The organism is Micromonospora sp. NPDC053740 (genome assembly GCF_040677775.1).
Lineage (GTDB): Bacteria > Actinomycetota > Actinomycetes > Mycobacteriales > Micromonosporaceae > Micromonospora > Micromonospora alfalfae.
The window spans coordinates 175,614-189,080 of the sequence record NZ_JBFASO010000012.1; the positions used below are offsets into that span (position 1 = coordinate 175,614).

A 13,467-nucleotide genomic window follows, 5' to 3' on the forward strand; every position below is an offset into this window, starting at 1 on the left:
TCAGGCGTCGATCAACGGTTGGGGGCGGTGCGGGTACAACAGGTCGGCCAGCCGGTCACGGGACGGCATGGTTGTGGTTCGGGCTTCCGGGTTGACGAGGATCACCGGACGGCCGGCGCGGTGGGCTTTCTTGAGCGCCGAGAACGTGCCCCCGTCGCGCTTCGACGGGCACCACACGGCCACCACCGCCCCGTTGGCCTGCGCAGTGGCGTTGAGCATCCCGTCGTTGCGCTCGTGCAGCAGCTTCACCGCCACCCGCTTACGGGCATGCTCGGCCAGGCCGGCAAGGTCCCCGTACGGCACCACCGAGGCGGCCAGGGCGCGCAGACGATGCCACTCGGCCACCGCCTCCGGGTTCGACTCCCGCCACGGGTCCGGCTGCTGCGGGAACGGAATGTGCGCCACGAACGGCACGGCGGCCTTCACGAGGCTGTCCGCCCACCACAGGTCCGCGCCGATCGCCATCCCGGAGATGCCGCACGTCATGCCGTGCACGTCGCGCAGCTTGAGCGCCAGGCGGTCCAGCTCGGAACGCACCCAGACGTGCAGCGAATCGGGGCGTAGGTGTTGGGGGCGGTGACCGGTCACCATCACCGTCGGCCACACCGGGGCGGTCACAGCAGCCCACCACCCCGCCGCGCCTTGTTCTCCCACAGCAAGTCAGCGGCGGTCGGAGACAGCGACGCGCCCCCACCGGACAGATCGCCGCCCAGACACGTCCCGCGAGCGCGGTAGCCGCAATCAACGCTCGGCCGGGCGTAGGCACCCTCGTTGCCTGCCAGTACCACCCGATGCCAGCACGGCGCGTCCTGGCGGTAACCCGCAGGCCCGTGCAAGCCCGTGCAGAACGCGCCCGCCGTGCACTCGACCCGCTGCTCCGTCGGCATGCTGTGCTGCTCGTGGATGAACCGGATCCCGGGACACGACGCGAGACGCGGAACGTCCGGGTTGTCGACGAGGCGGCCGGCGCGCTCGTACTCCTCCGCCCCCTGCCAGGAGGCCGCACGGCCAGCGTGGAACGTCGGCCCCGGGGCACCCGGAACGAACCGTGACTCCTCCGGGAACGTCACCGTCTTTTGCCGGGTGGTGATCGGCTCAAGGCAGTGCGCGCACACCCCCGGCTGGGCGGTCGCCATCAGCCGGTCCATCTTCCGCATCTGATGCTGGGTGAGCACCATCCGGTCCCGGTCCTGGCACGGCCACGGATGCCCGTGGCACGAACACGCCTGATACGGGTCGGGCAGCCGGTGCCACTGGGTCTGGCGCGGCCACGACGTGAAACTCACCTCGCGGGTGCCGTCGTGCAGGCGGATGAAGCCGCGCTCCTCCCCAGACTTGATGATCAGCGGGCCGGCTTGGTGGCGCAACACGATGTGGAAGGGCCGGTTCCGGGACAAGGCGAGCGCCCGCTTCTCACCGGTCAGGTTGGCAACCGACGCGTCGAGCTTTTCCCGCTGCTTGTCGGTGAGGTCAACATCCAGGTACGAACGGATCTCGTGGACCAGCCACGCCGCGTACCGCCACGCCACCAGATCGCCGGCTTCGGGGTGGGTGCAGCCGTACGAGTCACGCCGGTTGCTCGTTGATGGGGCCCACCGGTCGGGGTCCTGCGCCCCGTTGTTGTGCAGGCTCGGTAGTGGAATTTCCTCCATCACAACACCTCCCCGTCGAACATGGTCAACGCAGCCTGCGCCGACTCGCCCTGCGCGACCTCCGCCAACAACACCTGCCGCACCTTCGCCAAGCCCTCCGCGAACTCCGGCGCTGTCGGGTCCGTTGGGACCGGCCACCAACCCGAGCCCGCATCAGGGCGGCCCATCCGCACATAACCCCGACCGCGGCCGAGGACCGCGAACCCGGCAGCCTCCAACGCGGCCACCATGCGGTGACCGTCGTTCACCGGGCCGCTCACGCAGCGACCCCCAGCCAAGCGGCGCAGCCCACACAGCGCGGCAGCCCGAACCGATCACAGTCGTCGGTGGCGTCCTTGCAGGTCACGCACACCCCGGACACGCCCTCCGGGTCGAGGAACACGGCGTGTTCCTGAACCGTCCAACCGAACGCGAACGCCAACGAGTACCGGTCGGGCATCTGCGGGTACGGCGACCGCCACGGCGACGAGTCGCTGCAATACAGCGGCCTCCACCCGAACGCCATCAGGTACGCCACCCGCTGCGCGCGAACCACATGCCGGCCCATCCGGTTGGGTGGCACACCCGCGGCCAGGCAGGCGGCAACCGTTCGGGCGGCGTCGGCCGCAACATCCGCCTCCGCGATCCGCTCGGCGGTGACCCGGGCCGCCAGCTCAACCCGAGGCGGGTGTGCGGGCACGCTCCGACCACCGCTGAGGCACGACCGTCGGGGGTCAGCCGAGCAGTCCCGGCAGTGAACGTCGGTGGCGCCAACAGCGGGCAGCGCCGTGAGGTACGCCGTGCGGGCGGTCGCGGCGTAGTCCTCAACCCCGGACATCAGCAGCACGGCGCCGGTCACCACGCGCCCGCCGACTCGTGCGGGGCGTGTTCCTGCGCCAGGCGGTGCACGAACGCCACCCAGTTGGTGGCGTCGAACCACGACTTGTCGTACAAATGCGCCTGCCACCGCAGCAACGCGGTGAACGTCGGCACCTGGCTTAGGCCGATCTCGTAACACCCACCGCAGTCATGCTGCTGTTGCAGGCACTCGCCGCAGGTCACCTTCCACTGAGCGCGGGCCGGCATGGTGAACACATCCGCCAGGTCAAACGCGCTCAAGGAGTGACTGCGTGCGTCCCACTCCTTCGCGGCCTGCTGAGCTGCCACCACCGACCCGAAGTCGACGTGCACGGCACCAGATTCGGCCGGTTGGCCGCAGGCACCGCACACCCACCGGATGGTCGTTGACGTTGACGCCGCCGCCTGGGTAGTCGTCATAGGGGGTCGCCTCCTCACGGCATGGCCATGGACACGAAACGGTTCAGGTGCAGTTGGGCAGCGACCTCGACGGTGCCGCGAGCGCCACCGCGGTTCTTCTCCACGATCAAATCCGCCTCGCCGAGACGCTTCGTCTTGTCGAACTGCTCATCCCGGTGCACGAAAATCACCACGTCGGCGTGTGCTTCGATGCCGCCCGACTCCTTCAAGTCCGTCAGGACAGGCCGCTTGTCGGCGCGCTGCGCGTACGCCCGGTTCATCTGCGCCAGCAACACCACCGCCAAATCCAGCTCCCCGGCGAGGTTCTTCGCCGACCGGGCCATCTCGTCGATCTGCTGGTTACGGGGCGCGCTGGTAGCCGACTCGATCAAACCCAGGTAGTCGATGACGACCAATTCCAGGCCGTGCTGCTGCTTCAACCGGCGGGCACGAACCCGGATGTCAGCCATCGTCAAACCCTTGGTGTCATCAATCCAAAGGGGGGCGTTTTCTGTCTCCCCGCACACCCGGGCGATGGCCGTCCAGTCGTCGGTGTCCAACGTGCCGTCAACGACCCTCTGGGATGGCACCCGGGAGGCTGCGCAGATGAGCCGGTTGAACAACTCCTGCTCGGTCATCTCCATCGAAAACACCGCCGTCGAATGGCTGTGCTCGAACGCCGCCGACCGCACGAAGTCACCGGCGCCCAACGTCGACTTGCCGCCACCGGGGATGCCGGCCACCACGTACAGGCGTTGCTTCTGCAACCCGTGGATCAGCCGGTCAAGGTCGGGAATGCCCGTTGGGACGCCGGGTGGACCGGATCCCTCCTCAGCGGCCAACTCGATTGCGTCCAGGCCAGGACGGATGATGTCCCGCCACCGCGTCGGCCCACCATCGCCGGCCGCCCGCATCCCAAGGTCGGAGATCATGACCCGGGTGCGCTCCAGCAGTTCAGCGGGGCTCGCAGACCCACCCGTGCGGATCTCCGACCGGGCACGTTCCAAGCCGGCGTCGAAGTCCCGCAGCAGCGCCTTGTCAGCAACCACCCGCGCAAAGTTTGTTGCCTCCGCCGCCGTCGCTGTGACCGGCGCTGCAAGCAGCTCTTGCAGGTAGGTGACACCGCCGGGGATCCGGTTGAGCAGCTTCTCGTCCGCCAGGAACCCGGCCACGCTGTGCGGGTCGGTCAGCCGGTTGCCCTCCCGCAACTCGGTGATGGCCTTGAACAGGATCGGGTGGCACGGCTTGTGGAACGACCCCGCCGACACGATCGCCTCGACCTCGCCGATGGTCTGCGGGTCGCTGAGCATCGACCCCAACACGACCTGCTCGGCGCCGTGGTCGTAGAACACGGTCACCGGGTCGGCGCGGTCCAGGGTGTCCGTCACGGCAGGTCCCCGCCCCGACGCCGGTCGGTGCCCTTCAACCCGACCTGCACGCTGGTGGACAGCCGGGACACCACCCGCTCATCAACGTCGGAGCGCAGACCGGCGGCGTCCAGGTTGGTGGTGGTGATCGTCGGCAACTGGTTCGCCCAGCGGGTGTCCATCAGCCGGTACAAGGTGTCCTCAGTCCAGTCGGTCGACTTCCCCGCCCCCAGGTCGTCGAAGACCAGCAGGTCAACGGTCTGGAAGTCGTTCAGGGCGCGCAGGTGCCGGTCATCCGGTTGGGGGCGCATCGCCGCGTTGAACTCCGGGTGGCTGGTGATCGCATACGTCATCCGCCGGCAGCGACCGGCCGACTCCAGCGCTACGCGGCGCAACGCCCCGAACGCCTGGTGACTCTTGCCCGTGCCCACCGGGCCGAGCAGCAGCAGACCGGGGCATTCCGCCGGGTCACGCAGGTACGCGTCAACCCACCGTCGCACCAGCGGATGATCCGGGTCGGCACACCGAAACCGGGGCGCGAGGATCAGGTTCAGGGTCGCCTCCGCCTGCTCGGTGAGATGGTCGGCGAGGTCAAACCCGGGCCGTGGGGGGACGGTGGTCGGGTCGATGCCGTGCCGTTCCATCACTTCGCGGGCGAGGCCGCCGAGGTCGGTGCTGCTGATGTCCACTGGCCCTCCTTCCGTTAGAGCTTCACGTCGTAGCGGTCTTGGTTCTCATGGCTGTTCCGCAAGATGCGGGGGTTGGCTGGCTTCATGCCGCCGTCCATGCGCCCGTTCTGCTGGTTGCGAAGGCGCGTCAGCGTCCGGTCGAGGCTGGCGGTACTCGGAATGCTCTCGCCGACAGCGATAAGGCCGTGCTTCACCTCGGAGTCGCTGTACCCCTTGATCAGGAATGGCTCGATGAGGTTTTTCAGCTTGTGAACCTCGGGCTCTTTGCCCTTGCCGGTGGCGATGACGGGTGTGCCTTGCTCGCGTCGGTAGGTCACCCAGTCGCGGGCGACACCGAATGCTCGTTGCGTTGGAGTGGGCTCATTCGATGCCGCCGCCTCTACTTCGTAAGAAGTAGAGGTATTACCGGGTACGGGTACGGGGCTCACGCCAGCAAGGAGCAAGCTGCTTGGTTTGCTTGAAGCACTTGCTTGACAGCTAACCTCCGTTTCCGCAGGTCCAGGCGTTTCAGCGTCGTCGAACAGAGGCGGCTCGTCCGCGCTCGGCCGATCCGGCTTCCGGCGACCGGCGGATTGCGTCGGCTTTGCTTGGCCGCTTGAAGCACTTGCTTGATTTGCTTGCTCTTGCTTGGCTTCGCCCTGTTTACGCCGATCCGCCGAGGCGCGGCCACCCTTGCGGCCAGCCTCCCGACGCTTCTCCGACAGATCCGCCGGGGTGCCCGGCGTCAGCCTGTCCCGGGCCGGCGGGCGGTACTCCTTGGCGTGGTGGAACACGAACCCGGCCGCGTCTGCTGGCAGGTGGGCGTAGTCCTCCGCGCAGTCCGCGCACTCATTGCCCCGCTCGTGCCACAGACCGAACCGCACCAGGGCAGCCGCCCACCGGGTGCCAAGTTCTCGATCGCACAGCAGTGTCGCCGGCTGGTGCGTCGGCACGTAACCCGGCCACTTCTGCTTGGCCGTCCACGTGTTCGCCAGCAGATGCAGCGACAGGGCGCCAGGCTCGTCGAACACCACCCCGGTCACCTTCGGGTTGGTGTCGAAGTGGTCGTCGTAACGGACCCACGCCATCAGCCCACCGACCAAGGGTCCGGGTTAATCGGGGCAACTCGGGAACTGAGTACAGGAATCTCCGCGCCAAACGCGTCCGAGAAGACACCCCCGGCCATCTTCGTAACTGCGGCGTGTACCTCGCAGCTCATTAGGTGACCCGAGCAGTTGCCATTAGCGGACCGCGCGCACGTGAGGCATCCCTTGAGGGTCAGAACGACGGTGGCCCTGTCTGGACAGATAGGTGCGCTGTCCGTGAGCCCGGCGCAGTACCCCAGCGGGATCGCGCGGTGGACCTTCACGGAGCGCGCGAGCTGTGCGGCGGGAATGAACAGTTCGTCACCTAGGAGGTCCGGGCGCTTGTTCATGACCGCGCGGATCCAGCCGTTGCGCTCATGATCTGCCATGCCGCGCAAGTAGTTGCGGTCAACTGTCAGGCCGACGTGGCGCACGGTGTTCCAGAACTCGTCCTCGGCGTTGAAGTCCGGCATGTTGGCGCCGAGTTCGGTGAGGGCGGATGCGCGGGCGCTCGTGAGCATCTTGACGTCGATGCGGTCCAGGAGTTCGCGCACCTCGCTCTTGAGCCGGTAGTAGTCCGACATGAGCGCGTCTACGGCACCTTCAACACCAAGTGCCAGCCTGCCGCCCTCGTCTGGCTGGTCTTCGTCCTCGTCAAGGAGGCTCACCGCAGTCGCAGCGTTGCGTTGAACAACTTCATCGTCGAACCGGTCGGCGAGAGTCTGAGCAAACTCCTCGATCCCCGCTTGGTGGGCGGGGATCTCCACGCAGTCCCGCACTGCCTGTGGAACCTTGCCCCAGTTCTCGGTCAGCCACTCTGCGGTGATGCTCTCGGGGTCAAGTGCGGCAGCGGAAGCGGGCGGCTGAGACGGCAGGTTTACAAGATCGTTGTGGGTGACGTTGTAAAGGGGCCTCTCCTTGCGGATCGCCTGCGCCTCGGCTGCCAGCGCCTCGTCTCTGGTGCCGAAGTGTTCGATCTCGATACGAGCCGAGTTCATCCACCACGGCTTCTTGCTGCGGTGGTCGTGGAAACGAGCGCCGATGTCGACGGTGATGCCGACGTACAAAAGGGTGTCGGTGCGGTCAAAGAACCGGTACAGCGCGTGCGGCTTATCGGGGAGCGCCACCAGTGCGCTGCTGACCCTCTGAGTCATGCGGTTCTCCTGAGCTTGGTCGAGCGGTTTGAGCACGTCACGGGCCTGGTAGCTCACCGGTGGTGGCGTCGCCCTGATCATTACCTTACACTGAACCTTACAGTAGAGCTACCACCCCAACTTACGGGAGCGTCATGACCATCGCGGTACACCCCGACCTGCAAGGCGGTCCTTACGCGGGGCCGTACACTGCCGACATGGCAAAGCGTCCGATCGTCGGTGCACAGCAGGCGCGAGAGAAGTTCAGCGACCTGCTCGACACGGTTGCTGAGGACAACCACCCAGTGGTGCTCCGTCGCAGCACGCCAGCGATGGTCTGCGTGCCCCCGGCTTGGTACAAGAAGGCGGCCGAACTCATCGGCGACCCCTGGGACGACTGGTCCCCGCCGCCCCCCAAGGACGACTAGCCCTCTCACGCCACCTCACCCGACCCCTTCGCGGTGTCGGGTTTTCCTGCTGCCCGCGGCGCGCACTCGTCGCACCGCCACCCGCACGCGTACAACCGGGCCGGTTCGGCACCGCACGCGGTCACCCCGGCAGCACACGGCTTGGTGGGCGGGGCCGGACGTGCAACGGCGGTGCGGCGCCGGGAGTCGAGCTGGATCACCTTCGCGGTCACGCCACCACCACCTGACGCCGCGCCGCCTTCCGCAGCCGATCACGCTCACGCTCCACCGGCCCACACAAGTCACACGGCCGCTCACCGCGGGTCCGATGCCGACGCGCCGCCGCCGGAGTCCCACACGGCTGCACCTCGCGGCGGTTGTTGCGGCGATCCGGATGCCGCTTCGCCACCTGGCGGGGGGTTTCGTGCTCCAACCACCACCGCAGACAATCCCGGCGGGCAACCTGCAATCGTCGATTGAAGGCCGACAGGTTGACGCCCAGCGAGCAGGCGGCGGCGTCCCGGTCCGTGTGCCCCGACCACCGCCGCCCACAATGCCCGCAGTCGTGGTCGGTGATCGCCCGCACATGCTCGTTGCCGGCGTGCGCGGCCAACGCGACGACGGCCTGCCGGTACGGCTCGCCGAGGGCGGCGAGCAGCCGGGGCAGGGTTTCCTGCTCCACGATCGGGCCTTCTGGGCTGGGTGTTACCTGTCGCTGCCCGAGCCAGTAGGCGCAGAAGCGGGGCGCCGACGCCACACCCGCATCCCATTCACGGTCCCTGTAGCCGTAGACGGTGCGGTGGGCGCGGACGATGGCCCAGATGGCGGCGCGGCCGGCGGCAAGCAGGTCATGCTCGGAGGGCCAGTGTTCGGCGGTGTAGATGTGCTCGGCGATCGCCGACCAGGCGGCGTCGTACAGGTCGCGTTGGTCGGCGGCCATGGTGCGGTTGGTGCCGGCGGACTGCCGGGCGAGGCGGGCAATGTCGGACAGCCGCCAGCCGTGGGCAAGCTCGTGGTCGTGCATCAGGCCACCTCCGGTAGGTGCGCATCGGTGATCGGCCGCCCCCGGTAGGTGGGGCCGGTGGGCTCGCCCGGGGTGGGGTTGGCGTCGAGCGGGTTGGCTGCGGCGTCTGCGTCGGCGTCTACGCACTGCTGGTGGTCGGTGCACCAGTGCATCCCGGCGAACGTGATGCCGCCTGGCTGGAATGCGGCGGCGGCGAGTGCCCGCGCGAGGGCATTGAACACCTGCGCCGCCTCACCCTTTTTCTTGCTGCCGAACTGCAACGTGTCGCCCCGGTAGGCGATCTCGTCTACGCCCTCTACGGCCCAGCGTTGTCGCGTGCTGTCACGTGCGGGGGCGGGCAGATGGGTGAGGGTGAGGATGTGCAGGGGCACGGCGGCTTGGAGCGCGGTCGTGAGCAGGGTTCCGGGGTCGGCGATCATCAGGCCGCCGCCCGCGTCGACTCAGCCAGTTCGAACAGGGGGAGCTGTACGACCACGACGGCTGGGACGACCTCGGGCGCCGGTTCGGCGTGGCACTGCTGCCGGCAGGTGTGGGCGATCAGGTCTCGGTGGAACGCGATCGTTGCCTTCCATTCCTCGAAGCGGCTGCGCTGGCGGTCGCGGACGCCTGCCACGCTTACGTCGTAGGGAGCGCCGGAGCCGTGGGTGATGCCGAGCGTTCGGGGGAGCCGGTAGTCGAGCCACCGGGCGCGTTCGGCGCTGCACGGCTGGCAGATCGGCGGGGCGTCAGACATGAGGTAGCTCCCTTCGCGGTTGGGTGGGTGCGGCGTGCCCCCTCGACAGGCCGCACCCGGGGAGATCAGGCGGCCTCTCGGCCCTCGTTGATCGGCATGATCGCCCCCGCGAACCGTTTCCCGATCGCCACATGGGCGATGGTCTTCGAGCCGGTGAACGACATCTGCATGGGCGCCCGCGGCCGAACCTTCCCGAAGTCGGCCAGGAATTTGGCGTTGAACACCAACCCCGGCACGGACTCCACCCGGTCCGAGTCGGCCAGCAGTTTCCGCACGTCGGGGAACTCGGCCAACTGGTCGGGAATGTCCAACCGCAGGGCGGTGTACCCGGTGTCCCGGTCGCGGCGGACGGTGACTTGACCGTTGGCGAAGTCGACGCTGAGGGGCACCCGCTGCTCTTTGACGGGCAGCTTGAACACCTTCACCAGCTCTTTGGCGTCGTCCAAGGTGATGGTGGCGGTCCACGGGTCGTCGGCGCCGCCCCAGTTGGTGAACAGGTCGTCTTGGGTGTCGATGTCGGGGTCGTCGTCGGGGTGCCATGACGCCCAGGCGATGCGGTGCCGGTCGGTGGACAGGGCGTGGAGCATCGACCCGTCCCATTCGACGCGCACGCAGTTGAGGGCGGGAAGGTCGTCGTCGGGGAAGGTGAACGGGATGACGTCGGAGAGGACGCCTGTCAGTTCACCGGTGGGGATAAGGATCATTGGCTGTCTCCTGTCGGGGCACCTGCTCGGGCTTGCCGCATGTCGGCGGACCGGTTGTTGTGCGCGACCCGGCACGCCTCGTCCACGGGTTCGTTGCGCCGCTTGTGCCGCCGGTAGGCGGCGTACGTGCCGCACGGCTTCACGTCGCTGGCGGGCCGGTTTCGGCCGCCGCCGTTGGTCCACGCGCTGGGGATGCTGTGCCGCTCACGGCACGTTTTGATCTTCCCGATGGGCCAGTCGAGCCGTTCGCCGATCTGCCGGTCGGTGAAGCCGTCGGCGGCCATGCGGGCGATGGCGTCCCGGTCGTCGTTGATGTTGCGGCCGTCGGGGTCGGTGGTGCACCGGTCACAGCGGGCACGGTCAACGCGGTCGGGTACGCAGTCCAGACCGCAAGTGCGGCAGGCGCGAGGTGTGCGACCCGTGGCGAGGCGTTGCCGTTCCGTCTCGGTGTACCCGCCCCACAGCCCCCACGGTTCGTCTGCTTCGAGGGCGAGGGTGAGGCAGTTGTCGCGGGCCGGGCACCCCTTGCATGCCGCCTTGGCTTCGGCTTCGCGGCTGCCGTCGTACCAAAGTTCCGGGTCGGCGGCGCACGGCAGGACGGCGGTCCGCCGGGACGGGATGAGGGCGACGGCGACGACGGCGCTCCCGGTCATCGGCTGACCCGGATCGGCATGATGAGGTACCGGTGCTGGCCGGTGGGTTCCCCGTCTTCGTCGGCGGGGGAGATGACCGCCGGCTTGAATGCGTCGACGAAGCCGATGTGCGCGTGTTGGGTGCCCAGGCTGGTCAGGCCGTCGATCAGGTATTGCGGGTTGAACCCGATGGTGAGCGTGTCCTGTCCGGCATACGAGCTGATGCCGAGGGCTTCCGACGCGCGGGCTTCTTCCGCCCCGCCGGCTTCCACGGTCACCCCGTTGTCGCCGTCGGTGAAGGTGAGCAGCACGGGCGTGGTGCGTTCGGCGACCAATGCGACCCGCTTCACCACCTCGATGAGGGAGGCGACGGGCACGACCGCGGCCGATGGGTGCGCCTCGGGGAACAGCGAGCGCACGGGCGGGTAGTTGGCGCCGTCGAGTAGCCGGGAGGTCATGGACCGGCCGCCGGCCTCGAAGCCGATCATCCCTTCGCCGTGTCCTTCGGTGGCGAGGGCAACGGTCACGTCACCGCCAGCCGCACCCAACGTCTTCGCCACCTCGGCGAGCGTCTTGCCGGGCACCAACGCGGACGTGTTGACGTCGGGGTTGGTGGGCTGCCATGCGATGTCGCGGACGACAAGCCGGTACCGGTCGGTGGCCAGCAACGCCATCCGAGCCCCGTCCAGTTCAACGCGAACCCCGGTCATCATGGGCAGTGACTCGTCACGGCCTGCTGCGACGGCGGCCTGCGCGACGGCTGCGGCGAACACTCCCGCGTCGATGGTGCCCACCGGTCGGGGCATGACCGGTAGTTGCGGGAAGTCCTCCACCGGCATGGTGGGCAGGGTGAACCGGCCCGACCCGCACACCAGTTCCAGGTGGGTGCCCACGCTGGTGAGGTCGACGGGCTTGTTGGGTAGCGCCTTGGTGATCTCAGCGAACAGGCGGCCCGACACCAACACCGAGCCGGGGTCACCGCCACCCTGAATGTCCACGTGCGCCCGGGTAGACACCTCGTAGTCGAACCCCTCCGCCGTCAACACCGCCCCGTCGAAGCGGAGCATGATGCCCGCCATCACCGGCACCGACGGGCGCTGCGGCAAACTCCGGGCAATCCAGGTGATGATGTCGGTGAGCTGGTCACGTTCGATGCGCAGTTTCATGCGGTGGCCTCCTCAGTTGTGGGCCAGGTACGGAAGTTGATGTGCGAACGGGACTCGGTCGGACCGCGTTGCCCCTGGTAGTGCGAGCCGACACCCTGAGTGCCGTATGGGCAGCGGGCCGGGCCGGACAGTTGGAACACACACAGCTGCCCGATGCGCATCCCCGCGTGGAGTAGCAGCGGGCGGGGAGCGTGGTTGACCAGTTCTAATGTGATGTGACCTTGGAAGCCCGGGTCGATGAAGCCGGCGGTCACGTGCGCGGCCAGGCCGAGCCGTCCCAAACTCGACTTGCCCTCAACGCGGGCTGCCAGAGTGGCGTCCAAGCTGATGTGCTCGATCGTGGACGCCAGCACCATCTGACCGGGGCCGAGCGGGTACGTGCCGCCAAAAGTGCCCATGTCCACGGGCAGCATCGGGTTGTCGGCGGATGGGTCGATGACCCCGCCGGTGTGCGGCCACACCAGCAGGTGCCGGTCCAACCGCACATCAACCGACGACGGTTGGATCAGAGACGGCTCGTGCGGTTCGATGACGAGCCGGCGGACACCGATGGCGCGGGCAAGGTCTTCGTCGCAGAGCAGCATCACGACACCTCCGCGTGCGGGCTGGCCGCTACCTCGGTGCCGTCCGGCAGCGTGGAGATCACGAAGTCGGCGAACACGTTTTGGGCGAGACCCTGCAACTGGCGCAGGCACTCCACGGCCAGCTCACGGATCTCCACGTCGGCGTGCTCGGTGGCCCGCATCGCGATGAAGTGCCGCCAGGCCCGGTAGTTGCCGGTGACCACGATCCGCGTCTCGGTGGCGTTGGGCAGCACCGCGCGGGCCGCCTGCCGGGCCTGCTTGCGGCGCAGCGTCGGGTTGGGCTCGTCGGCGAATCGGGCTTCCAGTCCGGCGAGCAGGTCGTTGTATGCGGCCCGCGCCGCGTCGGCCGCCTCCACGAACTTCTTGTGCAGATCCGGGTCGTTGGCGATGACCGCCGGCTCGACCATGGCCGCGTCCCGCTCCGGGACGTAGCGCTGGGAGAGTTGCGAGTACGAGAAGTGTCGGTGCCGGATCAGCTCATGGGTGAACGACCGCGACACACCCGTGAAGTAGAAGGTGACCGAGCCGTGTTCCAGGACGGACAGGTGCCCGACCTCCACGATGTGCGCGAGGTACCCAGCATTGGTGGCGGTGGCTGGGTTGGCCTTCTTCCATGCCTGGTAGCAGGCCCGGCCAGCGAACTCGGCGAGCGCCTGGCCGCCGTCGGCGTCGGTGCTCCACCCTTCGGCAACCGGCCCGGCCGCAGCCGCGTCGAAGTGGGTCCAGGCGATCAGCTTCGCCTGAGGGCTGACGATTTCGGTCATCACGCCACCCGCCCGTCGCCGGTGCTGAACGGGTCGGTGAGGGCACGCCGCTCTTTGCTGGTGTCGCCGGTGCGCCGTCGCGGCCGGTCCCGCCACTCCTGCCCGGCCTTCGTCACGACGACGGTGCCGTCCGGGTACAAGTCCACCCAGCCCAGGTCGTCCAGCTCGTACAACGTGGTGGTGACGTCGCGGCTCTCGTTGCGGTCGTCGCCGTACGCCCACGTGTGCGGGTTGCGGCGGATGTGCCCACCGTTGATGGAGTCGATGAGCCGTTCGTGCTTGTGGTTGGCGGTCACACGCGTTTCCTTGGGT

19 protein-coding genes are annotated in these 13,467 nt (G+C 68.2%); 1 reads left to right on the plus strand and 18 read right to left on the minus strand.

Features of this window, described 5'->3' with window-relative positions; genetic code table 11:
• From AB0K35_RS28210 to AB0K35_RS28250, 9 genes are read right to left on the minus strand one after another with little or no spacing between them, the layout of a single operon-like run.
• The gene (locus AB0K35_RS28210) at positions 1-618 is read right to left on the minus strand and encodes a hypothetical protein (protein WP_363889096.1); all 618 of its coding nucleotides are present in this window, start codon (positions 616-618) and stop codon (positions 1-3) included.
• On the minus strand, positions 615-1,652 hold the full coding sequence (locus AB0K35_RS28215; RefSeq protein ID WP_363889098.1) for a hypothetical protein: 1,038 nt from the start codon (positions 1,650-1,652) through the stop codon (positions 615-617). Before AB0K35_RS28215 ends, AB0K35_RS28210 begins: the two co-directional genes overlap by 4 nt.
• Positions 1,652-1,912 carry a hypothetical protein gene (locus AB0K35_RS28220; protein WP_363889099.1) on the minus strand — a complete coding sequence of 87 codons (261 nt, stop codon included), beginning with the start codon at positions 1,910-1,912 and terminating at the stop codon, positions 1,652-1,654. The genes AB0K35_RS28215 and AB0K35_RS28220 overlap by 1 nt, the downstream gene beginning before the upstream one ends.
• The gene (locus tag AB0K35_RS28225; RefSeq protein ID WP_363889101.1) at positions 1,909-2,493 is read right to left on the minus strand and encodes a hypothetical protein; all 585 of its coding nucleotides are present in this window, start codon (positions 2,491-2,493) and stop codon (positions 1,909-1,911) included. The genes AB0K35_RS28220 and AB0K35_RS28225 overlap by 4 nt, the downstream gene beginning before the upstream one ends.
• A complete protein-coding gene (locus AB0K35_RS28230) occupies positions 2,487-2,909 on the minus strand; it encodes a hypothetical protein (RefSeq protein ID WP_363889104.1) in 423 nt (140 codons plus the stop codon). Before AB0K35_RS28230 ends, AB0K35_RS28225 begins: the two co-directional genes overlap by 7 nt.
• Positions 2,910-2,923: 14 nt before the next feature.
• Entirely contained in the window at positions 2,924-4,276 is a 1,353-nt protein-coding gene (locus tag AB0K35_RS28235; RefSeq protein WP_363889107.1) for a replicative DNA helicase, read from the minus strand.
• Positions 4,273-4,944, minus strand: coding sequence for an ATP-binding protein (locus AB0K35_RS28240; protein WP_363889110.1), 672 nt, complete (start codon positions 4,942-4,944; stop codon positions 4,273-4,275). Before AB0K35_RS28240 ends, AB0K35_RS28235 begins: the two co-directional genes overlap by 4 nt.
• Before the next feature lie 14 nt (positions 4,945-4,958).
• Entirely contained in the window at positions 4,959-6,011 is a 1,053-nt protein-coding gene (locus AB0K35_RS28245) for a hypothetical protein (RefSeq protein ID WP_363889112.1), read from the minus strand.
• Positions 6,011-7,243 carry a GIY-YIG nuclease family protein gene (locus tag AB0K35_RS28250; RefSeq protein ID WP_363889114.1) on the minus strand — a complete coding sequence of 411 codons (1,233 nt, stop codon included), beginning with the start codon at positions 7,241-7,243 and terminating at the stop codon, positions 6,011-6,013. Before AB0K35_RS28250 ends, AB0K35_RS28245 begins: the two co-directional genes overlap by 1 nt.
• Positions 7,244-7,359: 116 nt before the next feature.
• Between AB0K35_RS28250 and AB0K35_RS28255 the strand changes: the two genes are divergently transcribed.
• Positions 7,360-7,569, plus strand: coding sequence for a type II toxin-antitoxin system prevent-host-death family antitoxin (locus AB0K35_RS28255; protein ID WP_363889116.1), 210 nt, complete (start codon positions 7,360-7,362; stop codon positions 7,567-7,569).
• 208 nt (positions 7,570-7,777) lie between these two features.
• Here the strand turns inward: AB0K35_RS28255 and AB0K35_RS28260 are convergent, their stop codons facing one another.
• The 9 genes from AB0K35_RS28260 to AB0K35_RS28300 form a co-directional block, all read right to left on the minus strand.
• On the minus strand, positions 7,778-8,572 hold the full coding sequence (locus AB0K35_RS28260) for a hypothetical protein (RefSeq protein ID WP_363889119.1): 795 nt from the start codon (positions 8,570-8,572) through the stop codon (positions 7,778-7,780).
• On the minus strand, positions 8,572-8,991 hold the full coding sequence (locus AB0K35_RS28265; RefSeq protein WP_363889121.1) for a hypothetical protein: 420 nt from the start codon (positions 8,989-8,991) through the stop codon (positions 8,572-8,574). Before AB0K35_RS28265 ends, AB0K35_RS28260 begins: the two co-directional genes overlap by 1 nt.
• Positions 8,991-9,305 carry a hypothetical protein gene (locus tag AB0K35_RS28270; protein ID WP_363889123.1) on the minus strand — a complete coding sequence of 105 codons (315 nt, stop codon included), beginning with the start codon at positions 9,303-9,305 and terminating at the stop codon, positions 8,991-8,993. The genes AB0K35_RS28265 and AB0K35_RS28270 overlap by 1 nt, the downstream gene beginning before the upstream one ends.
• A gap of 65 nt (positions 9,306-9,370) precedes the next feature.
• Positions 9,371-10,009: a hypothetical protein gene (locus AB0K35_RS28275; protein ID WP_363889125.1), complete on the minus strand. Its 639-nt coding sequence runs from the start codon at positions 10,007-10,009 to the stop codon at positions 9,371-9,373.
• The gene (locus tag AB0K35_RS28280; protein WP_363889127.1) at positions 10,006-10,662 is read right to left on the minus strand and encodes a WhiB family transcriptional regulator; all 657 of its coding nucleotides are present in this window, start codon (positions 10,660-10,662) and stop codon (positions 10,006-10,008) included. Before AB0K35_RS28280 ends, AB0K35_RS28275 begins: the two co-directional genes overlap by 4 nt.
• Entirely contained in the window at positions 10,659-11,807 is a 1,149-nt protein-coding gene (dnaN, locus tag AB0K35_RS28285; protein ID WP_363889130.1) for a DNA polymerase III subunit beta, read from the minus strand. The genes AB0K35_RS28280 and dnaN overlap by 4 nt, the downstream gene beginning before the upstream one ends.
• Positions 11,804-12,391, minus strand: a complete 588-nt coding sequence (gene dcd, locus AB0K35_RS28290; RefSeq protein ID WP_363889133.1) for a dCTP deaminase — start codon at positions 12,389-12,391, stop codon at positions 11,804-11,806. The genes dnaN and dcd overlap by 4 nt, the downstream gene beginning before the upstream one ends.
• A complete protein-coding gene (gene thyX, locus AB0K35_RS28295; protein WP_363889136.1) occupies positions 12,391-13,155 on the minus strand; it encodes an FAD-dependent thymidylate synthase in 765 nt (254 codons plus the stop codon). Before thyX ends, dcd begins: the two co-directional genes overlap by 1 nt.
• Positions 13,155-13,451, minus strand: a complete 297-nt coding sequence (locus AB0K35_RS28300; RefSeq protein ID WP_363889137.1) for a hypothetical protein — start codon at positions 13,449-13,451, stop codon at positions 13,155-13,157. The genes thyX and AB0K35_RS28300 overlap by 1 nt, the downstream gene beginning before the upstream one ends.
• Positions 13,452-13,467: the final 16 nt, after the last annotated feature.